Source organism: Candidatus Saccharimonadales bacterium (genome assembly GCA_036388415.1).
Taxonomy (GTDB): domain Bacteria; phylum Patescibacteriota; class Saccharimonadia; order Saccharimonadales; family UBA4665; genus UBA4665.
The window spans coordinates 206,039-225,795 of record DASVRW010000002.1; the positions used below are offsets into that span (position 1 = coordinate 206,039).

The 19,757-nt window shown below is 51.0% G+C and carries 25 protein-coding genes; 15 read left to right on the forward strand and 10 right to left on the reverse strand.

The features are described from left to right. Positions 1-419 precede the first annotated feature (419 nt). Both VF575_01200 and smpB read right to left on the reverse strand, forming a co-directional pair. Positions 420-731 carry an HNH endonuclease signature motif containing protein gene (locus tag VF575_01200; protein ID HEX8182199.1) on the reverse strand — a complete coding sequence of 104 codons (312 nt, stop codon included), beginning with the start codon at positions 729-731 and terminating at the stop codon, positions 420-422. Positions 732-906: 175 nt separating this feature from the next. Further along, a complete protein-coding gene (smpB, locus tag VF575_01205) occupies positions 907-1,374 on the reverse strand; it encodes an SsrA-binding protein SmpB (GenBank protein HEX8182200.1) in 468 nt (155 codons plus the stop codon). A 71-nt stretch (positions 1,375-1,445) separates the two neighbouring features. On the opposite strand from smpB, the gene VF575_01210 reads away from it, so the two are divergent. Together VF575_01210 and VF575_01215 are read left to right on the forward strand one after the other, a co-directional pair. Continuing rightward, positions 1,446-2,468, forward strand: coding sequence for a hypothetical protein (locus VF575_01210; protein ID HEX8182201.1), 1,023 nt, complete (start codon positions 1,446-1,448; stop codon positions 2,466-2,468). 70 nt (positions 2,469-2,538) lie between these two features. Continuing rightward, positions 2,539-4,704, forward strand: coding sequence for a hypothetical protein (locus tag VF575_01215; GenBank protein HEX8182202.1), 2,166 nt, complete (start codon positions 2,539-2,541; stop codon positions 4,702-4,704). A 173-nt stretch (positions 4,705-4,877) separates the two neighbouring features. Here the strand turns inward: VF575_01215 and VF575_01220 are convergent, their stop codons facing one another. Further along, a complete protein-coding gene (locus VF575_01220; GenBank protein ID HEX8182203.1) occupies positions 4,878-5,957 on the reverse strand; it encodes a beta-galactosidase in 1,080 nt (359 codons plus the stop codon). 65 nt (positions 5,958-6,022) lie between these two features. On the opposite strand from VF575_01220, the gene VF575_01225 reads away from it, so the two are divergent. Beyond that, the gene (locus VF575_01225) at positions 6,023-6,880 is read left to right on the forward strand and encodes a glycosyltransferase family 2 protein (protein HEX8182204.1); all 858 of its coding nucleotides are present in this window, start codon (positions 6,023-6,025) and stop codon (positions 6,878-6,880) included. Here VF575_01225 and VF575_01230 read toward each other — a convergent pair whose 3' ends face one another. The 6 genes from VF575_01230 to VF575_01255 form a co-directional block, all read right to left on the reverse strand. Further along, the gene (locus VF575_01230) at positions 6,881-7,489 is read right to left on the reverse strand and encodes a thermonuclease family protein (GenBank protein HEX8182205.1); all 609 of its coding nucleotides are present in this window, start codon (positions 7,487-7,489) and stop codon (positions 6,881-6,883) included. Beyond that, the gene (locus VF575_01235; protein HEX8182206.1) at positions 7,486-8,055 is read right to left on the reverse strand and encodes an ATP-binding protein; all 570 of its coding nucleotides are present in this window, start codon (positions 8,053-8,055) and stop codon (positions 7,486-7,488) included. Before VF575_01235 ends, VF575_01230 begins: the two co-directional genes overlap by 4 nt. Positions 8,056-8,113: 58 nt before the next feature. Next, a complete protein-coding gene (locus VF575_01240; protein HEX8182207.1) occupies positions 8,114-8,530 on the reverse strand; it encodes a hypothetical protein in 417 nt (138 codons plus the stop codon). Positions 8,531-8,602: 72 nt separating this feature from the next. After that, on the reverse strand, positions 8,603-9,172 hold the full coding sequence (locus VF575_01245) for a cob(I)yrinic acid a,c-diamide adenosyltransferase (protein HEX8182208.1): 570 nt from the start codon (positions 9,170-9,172) through the stop codon (positions 8,603-8,605). Continuing rightward, positions 9,173-9,871 carry a hypothetical protein gene (locus VF575_01250; GenBank protein ID HEX8182209.1) on the reverse strand — a complete coding sequence of 233 codons (699 nt, stop codon included), beginning with the start codon at positions 9,869-9,871 and terminating at the stop codon, positions 9,173-9,175. Between the two features lie 87 nt (positions 9,872-9,958). Further along, complete coding sequence (locus VF575_01255) at positions 9,959-10,207, reverse strand: glutaredoxin domain-containing protein (GenBank protein ID HEX8182210.1); 249 nt, start codon at positions 10,205-10,207, stop codon at positions 9,959-9,961. 107 nt (positions 10,208-10,314) lie between these two features. Between VF575_01255 and VF575_01260 the strand changes: the two genes are divergently transcribed. From VF575_01260 to atpC, 10 genes are all read left to right on the forward strand, one after another. Beyond that, positions 10,315-10,656 (forward strand): AtpZ/AtpI family protein, encoded by a 342-nt coding sequence (locus VF575_01260; GenBank protein ID HEX8182211.1) that lies wholly within the window; start codon positions 10,315-10,317, stop codon positions 10,654-10,656. Continuing rightward, positions 10,653-11,519: a F0F1 ATP synthase subunit A gene (locus tag VF575_01265; GenBank protein HEX8182212.1), complete on the forward strand. Its 867-nt coding sequence runs from the start codon at positions 10,653-10,655 to the stop codon at positions 11,517-11,519. Before VF575_01260 ends, VF575_01265 begins: the two co-directional genes overlap by 4 nt. Before the next feature lie 73 nt (positions 11,520-11,592). Continuing rightward, a complete protein-coding gene (locus tag VF575_01270; protein ID HEX8182213.1) occupies positions 11,593-11,829 on the forward strand; it encodes an ATP synthase F0 subunit C in 237 nt (78 codons plus the stop codon). 25 nt (positions 11,830-11,854) lie between these two features. Then, positions 11,855-12,400: a F0F1 ATP synthase subunit B gene (gene atpF, locus VF575_01275; protein ID HEX8182214.1), complete on the forward strand. Its 546-nt coding sequence runs from the start codon at positions 11,855-11,857 to the stop codon at positions 12,398-12,400. Then, a complete protein-coding gene (locus VF575_01280) occupies positions 12,400-12,798 on the forward strand; it encodes a F0F1 ATP synthase subunit delta (protein HEX8182215.1) in 399 nt (132 codons plus the stop codon). Before atpF ends, VF575_01280 begins: the two co-directional genes overlap by 1 nt. Before the next feature lie 45 nt (positions 12,799-12,843). Next, positions 12,844-14,400 carry a F0F1 ATP synthase subunit alpha gene (gene atpA, locus VF575_01285; protein ID HEX8182216.1) on the forward strand — a complete coding sequence of 519 codons (1,557 nt, stop codon included), beginning with the start codon at positions 12,844-12,846 and terminating at the stop codon, positions 14,398-14,400. 9 nt (positions 14,401-14,409) lie between these two features. Then, positions 14,410-15,282 carry an ATP synthase F1 subunit gamma gene (atpG, locus tag VF575_01290; protein ID HEX8182217.1) on the forward strand — a complete coding sequence of 291 codons (873 nt, stop codon included), beginning with the start codon at positions 14,410-14,412 and terminating at the stop codon, positions 15,280-15,282. Positions 15,283-15,360: 78 nt separating this feature from the next. Next, positions 15,361-16,776 carry a F0F1 ATP synthase subunit beta gene (gene atpD / locus VF575_01295; GenBank protein ID HEX8182218.1) on the forward strand — a complete coding sequence of 472 codons (1,416 nt, stop codon included), beginning with the start codon at positions 15,361-15,363 and terminating at the stop codon, positions 16,774-16,776. Between the two features lie 44 nt (positions 16,777-16,820). Further along, positions 16,821-17,033, forward strand: coding sequence for a hypothetical protein (locus VF575_01300; protein ID HEX8182219.1), 213 nt, complete (start codon positions 16,821-16,823; stop codon positions 17,031-17,033). Next, a complete protein-coding gene (gene atpC, locus VF575_01305; GenBank protein ID HEX8182220.1) occupies positions 17,020-17,451 on the forward strand; it encodes an ATP synthase F1 subunit epsilon in 432 nt (143 codons plus the stop codon). The genes VF575_01300 and atpC overlap by 14 nt, the downstream gene beginning before the upstream one ends. Here atpC and VF575_01310 read toward each other — a convergent pair. Then, positions 17,448-17,786, reverse strand: coding sequence for a hypothetical protein (locus VF575_01310; GenBank protein ID HEX8182221.1), 339 nt, complete (start codon positions 17,784-17,786; stop codon positions 17,448-17,450). The genes atpC and VF575_01310 overlap by 4 nt on opposite strands. Before the next feature lie 119 nt (positions 17,787-17,905). On the opposite strand from VF575_01310, the gene VF575_01315 reads away from it, so the two are divergent. Both VF575_01315 and VF575_01320 read left to right on the forward strand, forming a co-directional pair. Then, on the forward strand, positions 17,906-18,748 hold the full coding sequence (locus VF575_01315) for a hypothetical protein (GenBank protein ID HEX8182222.1): 843 nt from the start codon (positions 17,906-17,908) through the stop codon (positions 18,746-18,748). A 101-nt stretch (positions 18,749-18,849) separates the two neighbouring features. Beyond that, positions 18,850-19,728, forward strand: a complete 879-nt coding sequence (locus VF575_01320; protein HEX8182223.1) for an aquaporin — start codon at positions 18,850-18,852, stop codon at positions 19,726-19,728. Positions 19,729-19,757 lie beyond the last annotated feature (29 nt).

Here is a 19,757-nt window from a genome sequence, read left to right on the forward strand (position 1 = left end):
AACTAAGGAGCAAAACGAAGAAAACCGCCCTTTCGGACGGTTCCAGCATATATCTCAGTATTCTACGTAATGAACAATTCTCTGGCTCCAAGAGGTCAAATGGAGAACAGGTCATAGAACCTGGTCACTCCTTTTGACTGCTTGGTCTGGCTCCGGGGACTGGGCTCGAACCAGCGACCTAGTGGTTACATATTATCCACTATTTTCATAGCGGCATGGACTATCTCATCATCCTTATTGCTAAGGATGCAGGGCGCTTATGAAGGATTATTGCTTAAGGTCTCACCTTCTAGTCTCTGAACCTTCCAAGCGTTGAATGTAATATTCAGTGCCTCTAGCTTGGCTTGGCTGCGGATCAGCATATCCCGTATAGGACGTAGCTTTCCCGACAATTCACCCTGTTTTCACTGCATGATTACTCATACAGGCTGCACTTCGACGATACCGGCATGCACTTCTCGGTGACAATTAGCGCAAATAAGGACGCATTTATCTGCTTCTTCGACAACTTTATTCCAGGCACGCGTTAATCCGCCTGATGACACACCGAATAATTTCTGATTCGGATCAATATGATGAAGGTCAAGAGCATCGATACATTTATTGTAACCGCACAGCATACATTCCCCGCCTTTATACTCGACTAGCTTCTTGCGAACTGCCCTGCGGCGTTTCGTAACAGCTTTTTTGAGATATTCTGCGCGGTGAATGTATAATCGGCGTTCTGGCATACTTCTATAAGTATACCGTATTTCGTACAGCCACCCGCTCTACCACTGAGCTACCCCGGACTATGCCAGAGAATTATTCACTACTACACTGCGAATTGTTAATGAACCCTTATGACTAGGGTGATTATATCCGACCTCTCCCTATGGTGCAACTAATTGTAAGATGCCAAACGGCTTACGAGCGCCTTGCCTTGAGGGCTGCATTGATATTGCGGGTTTCATCGCGCTTTTTGAGGGCTTGGCGTTTGTCATATAGTTTTTTGCCGCGGCCTGTTGAAATGCGAAGTTTTATGAACCGGGTTTTGGTCAGCATTTCAAGCGGCACGATGGTCTGGCCTTGTTGTTTGGCCGCGATCAGCTGGTCGATTTCTTTGCGTTTGGCGAGCAGTTTGCGGGCCCGGGTTTGATCAGATTCGCTGATCGGAATACCGTTGCTCGGGCTGATCGTGGCATTGATGAGCAACAGCTCGTCGTCTTTGATGGTCACATAGGCGCCGCGAAGCTGGCCGTGGCCCATGCGCAGTGCTTTGGTCTCTGCTCCGCTGAGCTGTATGCCGACAAGCAAGCTGTCGCCAAGTTCGTAATCATGCCGTGCTCGCCTATTAGTAATCGCTGACGCGGTGTGTTGTTTTTTCTTAGCCATGATCACTCTATTGTAGCGAACTATCCGTACTATTGACAAAAGTATTGACAAAAGTGATATAATGTATTGATATGTCACGAATGAGACGCCTGCAGGAATACTATGCTTTTGACGCTGCAATCGTTGACGATGTTGACCAAGCAGCAGAGCTTCAGAACCGCCTGAATTTTGCCGAGCTAGCCGACAAATATAACGTCGCAAACGGTTCGTCAGCCGTGCTACCTGATGGTGCTACGAAACCAATCGAAGTTATGACGCTGACACCCAAGCACGATTATGATGAGCACGCAGCTCGAGTCTACCACACGGCGTTTGGCTATCCCGTCAATAAAAATACTGCACTGCATGCTATGCGCATGTTTGAAGCCGACGACAGCGAGCAGCTGATTGTGATAGGTAATCCAGCAATGGTCGGTATGAAAACTGGCAAATTATCTTTGCGCCAATCTCATGAGGTATATAAAAATGCGTCGTTGCGTCCAGCGGTCGATGCGCCGCTACGCTACTTAGAACAAGCAGGTATCACCCACACGAAGCATTTGGGGTATTCATACGGCGCAGACAAAGCTGCTACGACAATAGCTGAAAGCGGTACCTACAGCCAGGTAGCTAGCCGAGGCGTCCTTATAGAGCCGGTGTCGGTTGTCGAACGTAGCATGATCGAGCTTGTCAAAGCTTTTGGTGAAAGTGGTAAAGTCCAGCGGCAGTATATTGACCAGACAGAGAGCCGGCCGTACGACGAAATTTGGTCCGAAGATTCGATCGTCAAGGCTGCAGCGTGGGGTGCGGGCTTGGTTCGAATGAGTAATCTGGCTATTGCTAGTATCCTCGCATCTGACGGATTCAAGCAGCGGGCATCGGATGCGCTGCAAGCAAATGACGAAACAGATCTCGTGATCGGTTGGGGCACGAGCAGCGAGCTATGTCCGGGCGATACATTACAGGCGGTGACAAACAGCCTGCGGGCGCAGCACGGTCTGACCAGAGTTGAGTCTATGCCGATTACAGGTATGCACCATGCCGGTGTCGATGATCTGGATTTACACGCTGCAGTTATGCTCCAGGGTATTCATTCGACCTCCCGACGGGAGTAATTCATCTCATATACATACCGCTTATGATTATTGTGGTACACTTTTCGTAACGATATGTAATGAGAAGGCTATGAACCCAACACAATCCCCCGAACCTGCCGATGTACCAACCAATAAACCACAAGCTGGGAGTGCACCAGGCGACCAGATACCGGTACGCGTAAGCCAAAATAACGACGGTGTACGTATTTCCCCGCCGCCGGCGCCATCTGCAAATACGGATACCTCCACTTCAAATACTCAGCCGAATGGCACTATCCAGCCGTCAAGTGCTCAGCCAACTTTCGCATATGATGCCGTGCGACCAGCCCAGCCGGCTGCAACTGACGCGCCAGCACCAGGGGTGTCAGTGTCTCAAGCGGCAGGAGCATCGGCACCAGTGCAATCCGGGCAGACCTCTGAGCAGGACATGCAGACAACGCAATCAATGACGCAGGAGACCCAGCCAGCCGTTCAGCCCGATGCGGCTCCTGCGCCGCAGCAAATCATATCTCAGCAATGGGCTTCTGGTGCTTCCGGGTCCCTGCCAACAGAAACGTCGGCTACCGCTGCGCCGAGCCCGGCGTTTTACTCTGATGATCATCCGGTTGTCGGCGGCAAGCCAGCAGGCAGACGCAAATTTGTCATTTTCGGAGCAGCACTGGCACTTGTACTGGTGCTAGCTGGCGGTTATGTGTTTGGCATGTATCTGCCGAACAAGCCTGAAAATGTTTACCGCACCGGACTGAGCCGCACTGGCGTCGCCGTCGATAAGCTGATAGACGCTGGTACTGAGCAATCCAAAATCGCAGCTATCAAGAGCTCGGATGTCAGCGGTACGATCCAGGTGACTGGTCCGGATGGCAAACAAACGGGCACATTCAGTACCAAATACGACGACAAACAATCTGATTCGGCGTTCAATTACCGTCCATCGGCTACAGCGAATAATTTTAACGTTCAGATCATGAGCGACCTGGCGGACGGCCAGACATATCCGAGCGTGTACTTCAAATGGACGAATCTGTCGGTGCTCGGACTCGACCAGATGATACCTGAACTCGCGAAGTACGATGGTAAATGGATCGGCGCGACCAGCCAATATATCGAATCAATGATACCCGCTGAATCGCAAGCAGCCGAGAAGGACAAGCAAGCGAAATTTACGGAAGCCGATGCAGCCCAGCTGGCCCGCACTGTGACGGACACGACCCGCGAGTATGTGCTGACTGGAGATAGTAATAAGGCTGTGCTTGTTCAAAAGTCGTTTAAGGGTACCGAGAAGCTTGACGGCGACGTAACGGCCAACAGGTATGTCGTCGGCATCGATAAGCCGCACGCCAAAGATTATTGCGCTGCCCTGATCACACGGGTTATGGCAGCTGATGCCTACAAGCGGGTGCCCGGCGTATCGACGGATGGTATTGCCAAAGACCGTGACGCTGCCATCAAAGACTGCAAGCAAAGTATCGATGATGACATCAAGGATTCTGACACCTTTGAAATGTGGATTGATAAAAGCAGCAAGCTGATACACAAAATACGTTTTGCGGAAAAAGATGACGCAGGAACCTATGTCGAGCTCGGCCAGTCATACAAAAGCGGCGACCGAATTCCGCTCTTCGTCCGATTTTATAGCAAAGCAGACAAATACGATGCCAAACTGACACTCGATGTCGACACTAAACAAAGCGTTACAACCGGTTCATTTACAGGTACCTTTACGGACGGCGAAGACAAAGACTGGACGGTGAAAGCAAGCATGACGTTCAAGCCATACAGTGGTGACGTCAAGGTTACGCCGCCGAAAGACGCCGTACCGCTGCAGGACGTCTTGACGCTGCTTGGTCTCGACCCAGCCATGCTTAGTACTGGTAGCGCCGAGAGTGATGCAACGCTGTTTGAAAGTGGGTCTACCCAGACTGAAGCTGAAGATACTGAGCGGCAGATTGATATATGGGCGTTGCAGGGCCAGCTCGAAGCCTACTATGCTACCAATGGCTGGTACCCGAGCCTAGCTCAAGTCAATGACGCCAGCTGGCGGGCTGCCAATATGAAAGGCTTGGACGCCGAAGCGCTCGTGGTTCCTGGCAGTATGCTGAAAACATTGGCTGCCAGCCCGAGTGTTACGCAGTACGGCTACCAGGCAGGTGGCTGCAGCGCCAACAAATGCCGGACATATTCTCTCGAAACTATTTTCAGTAATGGCGAGAAATTCATTGAGACAAGTCTCAATGAGGACGTATCTGCAGCTTGAGATAGTACCGATACTCTAGTATTGCTGCACCTGAATCTAAAAACCTCCACCCTCTCGTGGCAACCTGCGGGGCAGACCTTAGAATTATTTTATCCCTAAAGATAAAAATGGTAAAAATGGGGCGGGGGCAGACAGGTTGACGAGGCTCATAGGGAGGTTTTGAAAATAGGTTGCTACTTGTCCTGACTAGTTTCGAAGGTATCTTTGGCGACATTCCACAGGCTCGGATCCTGCAGTTTGATAAGACGGTAATACCAGTACTCGCTGCCCCAGAGATACATTTCGCGCATACCGGTTGCCCGGCCGTATTCGACCCGGTCTTTGAAACGCTGGGCGTCGAATGATTTGTTTTGCTCATCCAGAGACGTCTCCTGAATACTCTGGCCGCGCGGCGTCCAGGTCTCGGCTTGCAGCTCATGGATCATCATGTTCCGGCCGGTTGCCAGTCGTTGCCAGCCAGCAACAAAGCCGTAGTACCATCCGGGGTATGGGTATTCCATGTAGCGTCCGATCGGCGGGCTCCATACGCGCTTGTAGATAGAGATGCCGTGTTCGTCGGGTGTGGGCGCACCGACTGGCCAGCCAATAGCGTTATTGCTGCGGGCGACGATAGCCTTGTGTGTCGGATCGAGACGTTTGACAAGATTATATTCAGAGACCAGGCGATCGCGGTTGAAATTAGTGCAGATACCAAAGCCTTTCAGGAAAAATTCGTTTTCTACCTGATAGCTGTCCAGGGCCGGTGAAGTTTTGTATCGGTTTACAACTTGCGCCATAAAGGCTTCTAGCTGGGGTTGCCAGACGCTTTCCGGCTTGTTTCGGGCCCAATCCGGCATGTGGCACTCCGGCCAGCGCGGTTGGCGCAGGCCGAGGCTCAGCGTTACTTTGGCACCGGCCTGTTCAGCTTTGGCAAATTGCCAATCCAGCAGGCTGAAGTCGTATCTGCCCTGCTCCGGTTCCAGCTGATTCCAATAACTGACCAGCCGGAAATGCCGAACGCCGAGATCATTGATCAAGGCGTCCATAGTTTGCTTCGGATCGAGTCCAAGGCTCTCGGCATAAGCTGGGATGAATGAAGTGCCGACTACCAGCGGTTTTGATGCCTGGCTGGCTATGTACCAGCGGGCGATGCCGTACATGCCGCCGATCAGCAGCAAGAATGCGACGCAGCTAGAAGCAATTACTTTATGACGAAAGCTCGCCCGCTGGTAGCGCGCTATAGCAGAACCGAGTGATCGAATCCAGCTTATCATCAGGTTGTCCTTGTATACTTAGAGTTGTCAAATAGCGAAATGGTATGATGATATAGGTTATGCATATGGTAAACAAAAATCTTCGTGTTAGTATCGTAATTCCAGTATATAACGAAGCGGCCCACTTGCCTGCCTGTCTCGATGCTATTGCTCGCCAATCCGTCCAGCCCTACGAAGTTATTGTCGTCGATAATAATTCATGCGACGATACGGCAGCGATAGCCTGTCTGTATCCGTTTGTACGATTACTGACCGAAAAACGCCAAGGTGTGGTCTATGCACGGGACCGTGGCTTTGATGCAGTTCGCGGAGACATCATCGGCCGGATCGATGCCGACACAATTATTGCCGACGATTGGGTGGCGGTGCTACGGCAAATATTCGCGGACGGTACAACCGATGCCGTCACCGGGAGCGCTCATTATTACGATATGGCCCTGTCGTCAATTGTTGATCAAACGGATATGGCCATCAGACGCTACTACCGGCGCTGCCTCGGAAAAGCCGTTGTACTACAAGGCGCCAATATGGCGCTACGCCGCTCGACATGGCGCCACATCCGAAAAGATGTCTGCCGAACGGCGGGCGTGCATGAAGATTTTGATATATCGATTCACGCGTCACAATCAGGCTACCGTGTCACATTCGACGAAACGCTCGTGGCCTCACTGTCATTTCGGAGTGTCGAGGCCGCCCCGGCCGACTATCTCGAATATAACCTCATTAGTCCACGGACATATCGTGCACACGGCCTAAAGCGGCATGTATACATGTACCCGATAGTCGCTCTCGCGGTTGTGGGATATCTGCCTATTAGATTGCTCCGAAGAGGCTATGACGCACACACTGAACGATTCTCTCTGGTACGGATGCTGTCAGTTCCGGCGCAAGCCCGTGTGAACCCAGGAACTTTTGTCGATTAATCACTGATCGTTAGATGTATAACCGCCGCCGTTGGTAGGCTTGGGCGTGCAGTTACCCCATAGTCCTTTGGCTGCAGTCTTGGCTTGCTGCTGCGCGGTATCGAATTCGGTAGATTTGGTAAACGGAAAGTACGGGTAATAAAAGCCGTAACCTTCTTGAATCAATTTGAGATTTAGCAGCGTACCATCGGGGAGGTATACATACCGTAGCAGCCGGTTGTAGCGGTCGCGGTTGTTGCTGAGGCTGTCAGCGGCCAGCCGTACTTTTGAGCCAGCAGCAGTCAGGGTATTTTTGGTAAATGCTGACGCAGCAGGTCCGTAGCATTGGACTTTTTTGCGCGGGTCGTGCGTTTCCGGCGTGTCGACGCCGATGAAGCGGATGGTTTCGCTGGTCCCGAGCATGTCAATCGTGATGGTGTCGCCGTCTGAATATCGGGTGATCCGGTACATACCCGGCTGATTGGCTTCGATGGTCTTTTTGGCGGACTCAGCTGTCTGAGCCGTCTCGGATGCTGCCGAAGCGAACCAGCCCTGACTCTGGCCGTACCAGACAAACAGCGACATGACGGCGATCAATAGTGTCGTACTCGTGGATCGTCGCCGGCTCATCGATGCTGTACCGGTTTGGTTATTTCATTCACTTTCGGCGATTTTTGTTTGGTTAATTGTAGTGCTTGTGCGACGTAGACGGGCGTTATTTTGGTTCCGTCGAGCACTATCGGGTTTTCGTCTTTGGCGGGCGGTTCCAGATGGCTGGTAATGCGTTCAAAGTCTTTTGCTGTCATTGTGTCTTCGTAGCTATTCGATGCCGCATGCTCATGCGACAGGGCACGCTTGCGGGCGGTAGATTTGTTCAGTTTGATCCAGACTAGTTTGGTTTCGGCGTTGTATTTTGCGGCAATTGTACGGAGCATGTCGCGGTCTTTGCGAAAGTTGAAATTTGTATCAAATATGACGCTTTGACCGTCCGCCAGTAACAGTTCAGTCGATTTGTTGAGATGGTCGTAGAGTTTGCGGCTTTCCACGGCGCTGTGTGTCGGTTCGCCGAACATGGCACGGCGTTCGTAATCGGCCCAGATATGCACCGCGCCAGTCAGGTCATGGATAATGGTTGACGTGGTCGTTTTGCCAGACCCCGGAAATCCTACCAGTAGAAATAATGTCGCCCTCTTCACCCGCTCTATTGTACGGGCCGGATCTGCGGTAGTCCAGACGATCCGGCGTAATAAAGCCCTATTCCGGCACTCTGAGAGCGTCATGGACCTGTTGCAGGAAGTTGCCGTCGATAGGGATAGCTTGATCAGAGCGATTGCCGAACTCCCACACGTGCTTTCCGGGTAGATCGGTAGCCAGTCCTCGCCAGCCGGTGAGACTGACCTGCACGAACCGTCCATCCGCAGGATGTTCCAATTCGTACGGTATACCGCCGGCGATTCTTAGTTTCTTCCCAATTGATGCATAGCTTGTCGAAAGTGCTATATGCTTTGACTCCTGTAACGTTCTTATACCGAATGGTTCGGAGCTTCCGAAAGATGGGCTCGGAAACCTCATAAGCTGGTGCTCAAATTCGGCGGTCTGCAGCATAAATGCAACGACTTTACGAACTCTGTCTGGTTCACGAATATAACGGATTAAGTTTGGATTGAACATAGGACAATTATACGGACAAGTCAGACAAAAAAGATGTTAGGTTTATCACGTTTCGCCTTCGGCGCGTGGCTGTCAAAAGTCGATGCCCTTGTTCGCTAGGAATTTATCGTCAAAATGGTGCTTCAGTTTGGTCATATCGGTTGCGATGTCGACCTTGTCGAGTAAGTCCTTTGGGAAATCACGACCCGTCAAACACAGGCTGGTGGTTGGCGCTTTTGTCATCATCAGCGTCATAAGCTGCTCCCGGCTGATCAGTCCCTCATGGACGGCGTTATTGATCTCGTCGCAGATAACCAGGTCATATTCACCGCTTATGGCCGCAGATAATGCTTCGTCGTAGGTCAGCTGGGCGGCTTGCTTGTGCTGTTCCTCGCTGACATGCTGTGCACTCATATCCCCGGCTTTGTAGAAACCTTTGCCGCCTTTATAAAAGTACAATTTATCTTTGTAGATTGGCATGATGTCGCGAATGAAGACATGTTCGCCGACGCCCCAGTATTTGATGAACTGGATGACGGCGACTTTCCAGCGGTTGCCGAGAGCGCGCGTCATCAGCCCCATGGCGGCGCTGGTTTTGCCCTTGCTCTCACCGGTATAGACGATAATAACTGATTCTTTGGTTTGAAAATCTTCGAAAGCCACTTATAATCCTCGTTTCTCTAGATAATATTTGCTTCTGCTATGTACCGTGCCGGCAGACAGTATCTGGAGATGGGTAGCTTTTGCTTTTTGAATACTGTCAATACGTGCGCCGTATACTGCCAGCAGCGCCCGAACAATATCAGCGGCAGATGCCGCCTGCCGCAGGCGAAGCCGATGCTCCAGTGCCGCCGCTAATTCGATTTCGGGAAATATATGAGCGTTACGCATCGCTCTCTTAACAAACTCTTCCTGATATGCGAGTGCTTTGCCGTGTCGTACCCTGTCCGCTGAATCAATGCCAGGTGCCTTATCCCGGTAAAATGTACGCAGACCTGTTTCGATTGAGCCTGGCATTTTAAAAGGTATAGCTAGCTCTTTGCTGTCGTCAGCTTTGATTCCCGCCTGCTCAGCCGCAACCTTGTTAGCCGCAGCCTTCTCGACTGACGCTTGTTTAACTTCTGCTATGGTGTCATCCGCGTGCTGACTGACTGTTGCTCCGACCATTTGGCCAAATGTCTGTCTCTGTTCGGGCTCAATGGCAAATATGTCGATATGTAAGGGTTCGCATGCTTCAGCTATGGTTGATTCAATGCTTACGAGCCGCCGAAAGACGTCGAGCTGATAGTCGTTCAGTATATCGTCTGCACCGATCGGATGCTCAAATGTCGTATTTCCATTACCAGGAGCTGTTTCGCTCATAGTGTGTCTCCCCTTATGGTGAGCTCAGTGTAGTACGTCGGATGTCAGTTTGTAAACTGATAGCTGTAGACCACACCATTGAAACTACTACAGAAGCTTTGCGGCTTTGAGACTGGCATCGATCTTTGGACGATCAAATCCAACGATAATCGTGCCGTCAATGTCGATGACGGGTATTCCCATCTGACCGGACTTTTCGACTGATTCGGTGGCGTAGGCATGATCTGCTTCAATGTCGCGGACTTCGTATTTGACGCCGAGCTTATCAAAGTATTGCTTAGCTGCGTGACAAAAGGCGCACCAGTTGGCGCTATAGATGATAGGTGTTGTACTCATGTACTCCAGTATATCACTATACAATGTAAAGTAAATAGCTATATGCGTATTGATTCACACTTGGCAGCCTTGCCCGCCAAGTGCCAGGAATGGTATACTAGGTGTAAATGGTAAAAACATATCCAACCAGTAAAATTGGACTGGCTAGCACTGCTAGGACCGATGAGGGCCAGCATATTCAGGGGGCTGATCCTGCGCTGCGTTCGCAGTTTTCCAGTGCGGCGCTCGGCATGGGCTGGCAATTGGCTGTCGTCGTTCTTGTCCCGATTGTCGGTGGCTACGAGCTGGACAGCCGGTTTGACAGTTTGCCGGTTTTGACCCTTGTCGGTTTTGTCATTTCGATTGCCGGTTCGATACTGGTTATCAAGCGGGCGCTGGCTGCGTTTAACAACTTTATGCCCTCCACTCCAAATGCTCATGAAGTCTCTGACAAGGAGAAGCAATCATGATATCGACGCTACTCAGTCGTTTTGCCGCCGAAGACGGACCGGCTATTCATATTGCGCCGGGCGGCGTGTTTGAGGTTGGCGGTCTGACGATCACCAATTCAATTCTGTACGGATGGATATGTGCCCTCGCTATTATCGCGCTGATGGTATGGGTAGCCCGCCGGGTTACTATCAAGCCGCAGGGGGGCGTCGTGCAGTTTATCGAAGCCGGCGTTGAGTTTATTAGCAATATGGTCACCAACACCTTTGACGACAAAGCCAAAGGCCGGAAGTATGTTCCGTTCTTCGTCACGCTGTTCTTTTTCTTGCTGCTCAACAACTGGCTTGGTTTGCTGCCAGGTGTCGGAGAAGCTTTCAAATCCGGCGATGAGCCGCTGTTCCGCGCATTTACCGCTGATCTCAACGGTACGCTGGCAGCTGGTATTGTGACCATGCTGTTTGTCTACGGCGCTTCAATCCGTGAATCGGGCGGACCGCTCAAATATTTGCGCCATTTCTTTATCGGCAGCCCGTGGAACCCGCTGTACTTTATCATCGGTATTTTGGAAATGTTTACCGATTTAACCCGTGTATTCAGTCTGTCGCTTCGATTGTTCCTGAATGTCGCGATCGGTGAGATCGTTATCGCTGTATTCTCGTATCTGGGCAGCGGCGCGGCGCCACTTACCGCGTTGCCGTTTACGATGGTTGAAATGTTCGTCGGCGCCTTGCAGGCCTACATCTTTACTCTGCTGAGTTTGATGTATCTGTCAATCGCTGTTAATCATTCGCATGACTCGGCTGAAGATCACGCTGCACATGACGATGGCTTGACCAGTGACCGCGAAACTGGAACAATGAAGTTAAGACCGGGAGAAGCCTAGCGTGATACTAAGGTTATAATACTCCCCGTGTACCCGTCGTTCGTAAAACAATAATCAATCAAGGAGAAATGAAATGTTGACATTATTCGCTGCAGAAGCCATAAGTTTAGATGTAATTGGTAAGGGCCTTATGATTGGTCTTGGCTTTATCGGGCCAGCTATCGGTGTCGGTATTATTGGCGCTAACTACCTACAGGCCGTCGGCCGCAATCCGGAAGCTTCAAAGTTCTTCGGACAGGCCTTAGTATTTGTGGCTATTGTCGAGCTGTTCGGACTGCTCGCCTTTGCTGCCACCTTCATCGTTAAATAATATTTAGGATCATATGCAGTTATCTTTGACACAACATATAGGACAGTTTGGTGCAGAAAGCTCATCTGGTATCGGAGCTCTGGGTATCAACCCGCAGGCTCTTGTAATTCAGTTGATCACGTTCGTGCTGGCCTACCTGGTGCTGCGCAAATATGCCTTCAAGCCTATTCTGAAGGTTCTCGGGGAACGGCGCGAGCTGATTGAAAACGGCGTCAAACTGGGTGAAGAAATGCAAAAAGAGCGTACCGAGCTGGACCGCAAAGTCAGCGCCACTCTGCAGGACGCCCGCCGGCAGGCTGATACTGTTGTCGCTGAAGCGCATGATGCTAGCCGTGACCTGCAGCGCGAAGCCGAAGAAAAAGCTCGTTTGAAGGCTGAAAATATAGTTACCGAAGCCCATGCGCGCGCCGAGCAGGATAAGCAACAAATGCGCAAGCAATTGGAGCAAGAAGTTGTCGGACTTATATCGGATGCCACTGAGGTGATAATTGACGAAAAAGTCGATGCCCGCAAGGATGCAGCTCTCATTGATCGTGCTCTGAAGAGGCGTAGTCAGGGACGGCGCGCCTGATGAAAACACCTCGCCACACCATTGCTCGGGCCTTGGCTAAGCAATCACTGACAGTCAGTGATTTTGATAGCTTTAGCTCAGAAATTGCAGCCTATCTGCTGTCAGAGCGACGTGTCGGCGAGCTGGATTCGATTATGCGGGATATTATGCAGTATCGTGCCGATCATGGCATTGTTGAGGTTTCTACGATCGGCGCATATGAGCTCGACGATGCGGTGCGAGCTGACATAACTAATGAAGTGCAGGCACTCTACCCTGATGCCGAGCAAGTTATTATTAGCCATCGGATTGACACGTCAGTTGTCGGCGGCGTACGACTAGAATTTGCAAATCAGCAGCTTGACCTTAGCGTCCGGAATAAACTGAATCGATTGAAACAATTAACTGCACATCCCTAACCCACTTAACTTATTGGGACAACCCCTAAGAGACGAAAGGAACATATGGCCGAATTATCCATAAAAGAATTATCAGATGACATACGTGCATCAATTGCCGCTCTCAAAACGCGCCCTGAGATTGAAAATGTCGGCGTAGTGACCCGTGTCGGCGACGGCATCGCCTGGATCTATGGACTGAGCGAATCGGGCTTCAATGAGATGCTGGAAATCGATGGAACAGATGGCCAAAAAATTACCGCCTTTGCGTTTAACCTTGGTGAGGACGAGATTGGTGCGGTTATCCTCGGCAACGATGCCGAAATCAAGGCTGGAGCAACTGTCCGGCTGACTGGCAAAGTCCTGGAAGTTCCTGTCGGCCCTGAACTGGTTGGCCGGGTCGTTGACCCGCTGGGCAATCCGCTCGATGACGGCGAACCGATCAAAACCGCCCAGCGCAGCCGTGTCGAACGCCCTGCTCCTGGTGTACTCGCCCGTAAATCAGTCCACGAACCACTTATGACAGGTTTGATGGCTATTGATGCCATCGTGCCTATCGGACGCGGCCAGCGTGAGCTTATTATTGGTGATCGTCAAACCGGTAAAACTGCCATCGCGATCGACACTATGGTAAACCAAGCTCGCCAAAAGACCGGCGTTATCAATGTCTATGTCGCCATTGGTCAAAAGTCGTCCAAAATTGCCGCACTGCAGGAGCGCTTGAAGCGTGAAGGCGTTATGGATCAGACAATCATTGTTGCCACCAGTCCTGCCGACCCGGCAGCTATGCTCTACCTAGCGCCATACACCGGCGCAGCCATCGGTGAATATTTCCGTGACAATGGCCAGCACGCGCTGATCATTTATGATGATTTAACTAAGCACGCCCAGGCTTATCGCCAAATGTCGTTGTTACTCCGTCGTCCACCGGGCCGTGAGGCGTATCCGGGTGATGTCTTCTACCTGCACTCGCGCCTACTGGAGCGTGCAGCCAAATTGTCCGACGAACTTGGCGCTGGCTCCCTGACGGCACTGCCAATCATCGAAACCCAGGCTGGTGATATCTCGGCCTACATCCCAACCAACGTCATCTCAATTACCGATGGTCAGATTTTCCTGGAAACCAACTTGTTCTACCAAGGTGTCCGCCCGGCTATCTCAGTCGGACTGTCAGTTTCGCGTGTCGGTGGCGCAGCACAGACGAAAGCCATCAAGGCTGTCGGCGGTGGCCTCAAGCTGAGTTTGGCACAGTTCCGAGAACTAGCCGCTTTCAGTCAGTTCTCGACTGACCTCGATCCCGAAACGCGCCAGACTATCGAGCGCGGCCAACGCCTGACTGAGCTCCTCAAGCAGCCACAGTTCAGCCCATATTCTATCTGGGAAATGTACAGTTCACTGCTGGCTGCAACTGAAGGCTGCTTCGATAAAGTCCCACTCGAAAAGCTCAAAACTGCTGAAGAATCATTGCACCGCGAACTAAAGAGCAAGCATGCCAAAGTCATTGATGTAGTAAACAGCGGCGACAAAGTGTCAGACGAGAATCAAGCTATCATCGTCAAGGTCGCAAAGTCGGTCGCTGATGCTTACAGCGAAAAGCCAGCCTCTAATACCGGTAAGGCATAGGTGTAGCTCGTGGCAAGTATTATTGCACTCAAGCGGCGGATTACGTCTATCAAGAACACGCGGCAGATCACCAAGGCGATGCAGCTCGTCTCAGCCAGCAAGATGCGTCGTGCGCAGGATTATGCTTTCAAGTCACGCGCTTACCGCGATCTAGCGTACAGCTTGTTGCAGCGGCTCAATGCGACCCGTGAAGTCGAATCACAGCCGCTTTTCAAGGTGCGACCGGTTACATCACGTTTATATGTCGTCATTACGAGCAATAGCGGTCTGGCTGGAGCCTACAATGCGAATGTGCTCAAAATGCTGACCAAGGGTCTGCAGTCTGATCGGGCATCAGATATTAACAGCAAAGTCATCGTTATCGGTAATAAAGGCGCGCAGTTTGTCCGTCGCATTCAAGACGTCGAGCTGCAAGCGGTCTATTCGTCATTTGGCGATCATCCATCGGCCAATGATGTCCGTCCGATTTTAAATTCCATCATGAAGCAATATGCCGACGAATCAGTCGACGAAGTCCGCTTGATGTACACGTTGTTCAAGTCAAATATTCTGCAGGAAGCACAATCAGTGCAATTGCTGCCAGCCCGTCTGGATGACGCTGATCCAACCGACGATGTAAAGCTGCTCAGTAATTTTGAACCAGATTTGGAAACGGTTATAGAACAGGTTGCGACCCGCCTGGTAGAAGCGCAAATCTGGCAAGCGCTGTTGGAAAGTCTCGCCAGCGAGCACTCGATGCGTATGATCAGCATGAAGAATGCTACTGACAATGCCAACGATCTGATCGGTGATTATACGCTTGAATATAACACTGCTCGTCAGGCCGGCATTACTCAGGAGTTAGCTGAGATTACCGGTGGTGCGGAGGCTATGAATGGCTAAAATAATACATCCATGCTTGAAGCATAATGATAGGCATATGAAGAAACGATTGATGATTAACCGGACAGGAGAAATATAATGGCAACAGCAACCAAGGATAAACCAACACAGACTACCAAGTCTGGCCGCATCACTGCCATCGTCGGCGTGGTGATCGATATTGAATTCAGTACTGGCAACTTGCCGGCTATATATAATGCCCTCAAAGTTCAGAATGGCGACGAGGAATTAACGCTTGAAGTTGCTCAGCACCTTAGCGAATCAAGTGTCCGGGCAATTTCACTCGGTGGTACTGACGGCCTGGCTCGCGGCACCGAGGTTACCGATACTGGCGCGCCGATTCGCGTGCCTGTCGGCGAAGAAACGCTCGGCCGCATGTTCAATGTCACCGGCGAGCCAATTGACGGCCAAGGCGGTGATTTCAAGAACAAAGCCAGCATTCACCGTGCGCCACCACCGCTGATGGACCAGTCCGGGCGCGTCGAGATACTCGAAACAGGCATTAAGGTGATCGACCTCATCGCGCCGATTACCAAAGGCGGTAAGGTCGGACTATTTGGTGGAGCCGGTGTCGGTAAGACCGTTCTGATCCAGGAACTTATCAACAACATCGCCAAATTCCATTCCGGCTACTCTGTATTTGCCGGTGTCGGTGAACGTACTCGTGAAGGTAATGACCTGTACAACGAAATGCAGGAATCCGGCGTGATCAAGAACACTTCCCTGGTCTTTGGACAGATGAATGAGCCGCCTGGAGCTCGCCTGCGCGTCGCACTATCGGGTCTGACGATCGCCGAAGGCTTCCGTGACAACGGTAATGACGTGCTACTGTTCGTGGACAACATTTTCCGCTTCACGCAGGCCGGCGCCGAGGTGTCTGCGCTGCTCGGACGCCTCCCTTCCGCAGTCGGTTATCAGCCAAACCTGGCCCAGGAAATGGGACAGCTGCAGGAGCGTATCACCTCAACCAAAGAGGGCTCGATCACCTCGGTGCAAGCCGTCTATGTTCCAGCTGACGACCCGACCGATCCAGCGCCAGCAACTGTCTTTGCGCACCTTGACTCGACGATTGTGCTCGACCGCGGCCTAACGGAAATAGGTATCTATCCGGCCGTTGATCCGCTCGGCTCAAGCTCTACCCTGCTTGACCCGGAAATCGTCGGCGAAGAGCATTACCGTGTTGCCCGTGAAGTTCAGCGGGTACTGCAGCGTTACAAAGATCTGCAGGATATTATCGCTATTCTTGGTATGGAAGAATTGAGCGACGAAGATAAAAAGACGGTCGCCCGTGCCCGCCGTATCCAGCGCTTCCTAAGCCAGCCATTCTTCGTCGCCGAGCAGTTTACGAACAATCCTGGCCAGTACGTCAAACTTGCTGACACGATACAGGGCTTCAAAGAAATCCTCGACGGTAAGCACGATGACAAGCCAGAAAGCGCCTTTTATCTCAAGGGTGCAATTAGTGATGTTAAGGCAACAGAGAATAAATCATAATGCCATACTTACCCAGACCTGAATTGCCGTCTGAAACTCCTGTTATGCATAGTGACGATGTAAAAATTCAAATGTTGCATATGCTTGGTCTTGGCAACGAGGATTCGTATCCTATGCCTTCTGGCGAACTGCAAACCGATGACGAAATGCAGGTGCCAGCAAACGTTCAGACGTATTTTGATGCAAATGGCAGATTGGTCGGGCCTAAAAATGACGACGAATATATAATACGAGGAGCAGATAATGTTCCGTTTTAAACTTGTATCACTCAGCGGTATTCAATTTGACGATGATGTCTATGAAGTGCTTTTGCCGACTATGGAGGGCGAAATCGGCGTTCTAGCCAAACACATGCCGCTCGTTAGCGTCGCCAAAACCGGCGTGATTGCTGTTCGCCGCGAAGCCAGAGATCCTGATGATGCCCGCGAATACTTTGCAACCAACGGTGGTGTCATTGAAGTTGAAGGTGGCGAACTGCGCGTCCTGGTCGATGAGGCCGACCATGCCGCAGACATCAACGAGGCTGAAGCCCAGGCTGCATATGACCGGGCGCAAAAAATGAAATCGGAAGCGACTGATGAAGTTAGTCTAGAGCGGGCTCAACAACTCGTCGACCGCCATGCAGTCCGCCTGCAGGTTACGTCGCTCAAGCGGCGCCATCAGAATCGCAGCTAGGTCTGCGGTACCGCAGCGGGTTCAGTACCGTCAGATACGTTCCATATTTGCTCAGTCATGCCGTGCATAGATGCGTTTTCTATAAGTAAAGAAAACCCGACCAAAGCTTGTGCAATTGTTTGACGCTGCTCGGCGTTAGCACCGGACATTAATGCCGTATTACCTATGAATCGTGCGATCTGCGGCTGACAAAGTAGCAACTCACGCCAGTGCTGCGTAATAGCAAGCGAATGCTCGTTATCGCTGTTTTGTTTTTCCAACAGCTGTGTCACAATATGTTCCGGTATGTCAGGCGTTAGAGGCAGATTGATTTGATTGGGTACCGAGTCTGTCATTGTAGTCCTAGTTTAAGCCGCTACTGGTAGTGTACGAACATTGTAACCTACGCTAGTTGTAGTGTGATGTGATATTTATCTCAAGTTTTAACAAAGAAAGGGATAGGATGGGAGAATTTATGAAAGAAACAGTTGTACATGTAGATGTTATACCAATTCCAGTCAAAGGACGTGAACGGGATGAGATGCCTTTTGCGCAGATCGAGGCACAAGCTGAGATTAATCGGAGTAATCTTGTCGAAGTCGACTATCATAGCGTCCCTAGTACATGCTCGGATGAACGGCCACATGAAAACGAGGCTCGTCCGTCAGTGTTCGGCGGGTCGGACGTCTATGCTTTAGCAATCGGCGAACTAACCGGTCAGTTTGCTGGCAGCAAATTGGCGGCAAAGGAACGTTTGATTGTATCGAAGCAGACTATCAACGATGCGAAGCTTTTGAGTGGCGGGCACGTCAACTGCGCCGCTGCCACTTCCTTCGAAGTGTGGATGACATCCATCCACGAGCAACCAGAAAATATCATACCGTATGTCCGGCAAGAAATTGGTGATGACTATGATGACGATATGATGCAGGAAGTCATAGCTAATGCTGCCCGTGCGACAGATAACGGTACCTATGCCGACTTTTCTGAAGAAACTTTGCGCGATGTACTCGGTGATGAGGCAGAGCTTGCCATCGAACGGGTAGGAAATGTTCCGCATGAGGGTGTGACGCTAGCCAAAAACAAAGTCAATGGTAAGACAATCGATCAAACTGCCGTCTACGAACAGAGTGTTGCCGGTCGTGGGACATTCGACTTTGACGAGGCATATGCTCAGAAAATCGAAGATGCTGTTACTTCAGGTCCCGAAGCGGTTCGTCTGCAGAAGCTCGCGCATCACGCCCGTGAAGCAGTCATTGCGGCTATAAGTGGCGCAGTACCAAACGACCTTATTTACCAAATCACTATCAGCGAATAGCGCGAGTACGCGTCGCCCCAGAAGCTTAAGGGGTTTAACTTCTCTTGCATTTCTATTGTTAACCCGATATCCTGAAACTATCAACTAAGGAGGAATCCCAAATGTTCAAGAGAAATAAACTTGCCATGTTAGTGGCTGAGTTTCTCGGTACCGGCATATTGACGCTGGTTGTGTTAAGCGTACAACGCTCACAGCTGGGTCTGGCCTATTTTGTAGCAATCGCAGCTGGTCTTGCAGTCGTCGCGCTCACATACACGTTCAGTAACGTGTCTGGCGCTCACTTTAACCCTGCGCTAACATTCGCTCTTTGGACGGCACGACGTGTCCGCACGCCAGCTGCAGCAATGTACATCGTCGCACAGCTGCTCGGTGCGTGGGCTGCTTACGGATTGTACCGTTACTTTGTTAACACGGACGTTCAGCAAGTCACACAGGCATTCAGCGGCCGTATCATGGTTGCAGAGGCAATTGGTACAATGATCTTTGCAATGGCGTGGGCTGCTGCCGCCTACAACCGCTACGATACATCCAAATTTGCAGCTGTAGCTGGTCTTGGGTTTATTCTGGCTATCATTGTTGCGTCTGCTGCATCTGTTGGACTTGCAAACCCAGCTCTCGCAGTTGGTGCACGTGCTTGGGAAGTCTTCGGCAACAACGGCTGGGGTAATTACTTCCTTGGACCAATTCTTGGTGCTGTCATCGGCGTAAATCTCTACGGTTTACTATTCGCTGACGGTGTATCACCACTCGCTGCACTTCGCCGCCGATCATCGGCTGCAAAAGTTAGCAGTGTTTCATCTGTCGACAAAGACGAAGATCTGAGTGATGACGATGAAGATGATGCTGCTGAAGAAATTGACGTTGATAAAGCGATCAATAAGAATGCAAAAACCGGAACTGTCGCACCGCGTAGTGAAATCAAAGTGACTAAGTCAAAGAAATCGACAGTTAAGAAAATAGCTGCAAAAAAGAAGCGCTAAATATATTACTGTTCGTAAAAGCTGGCCAG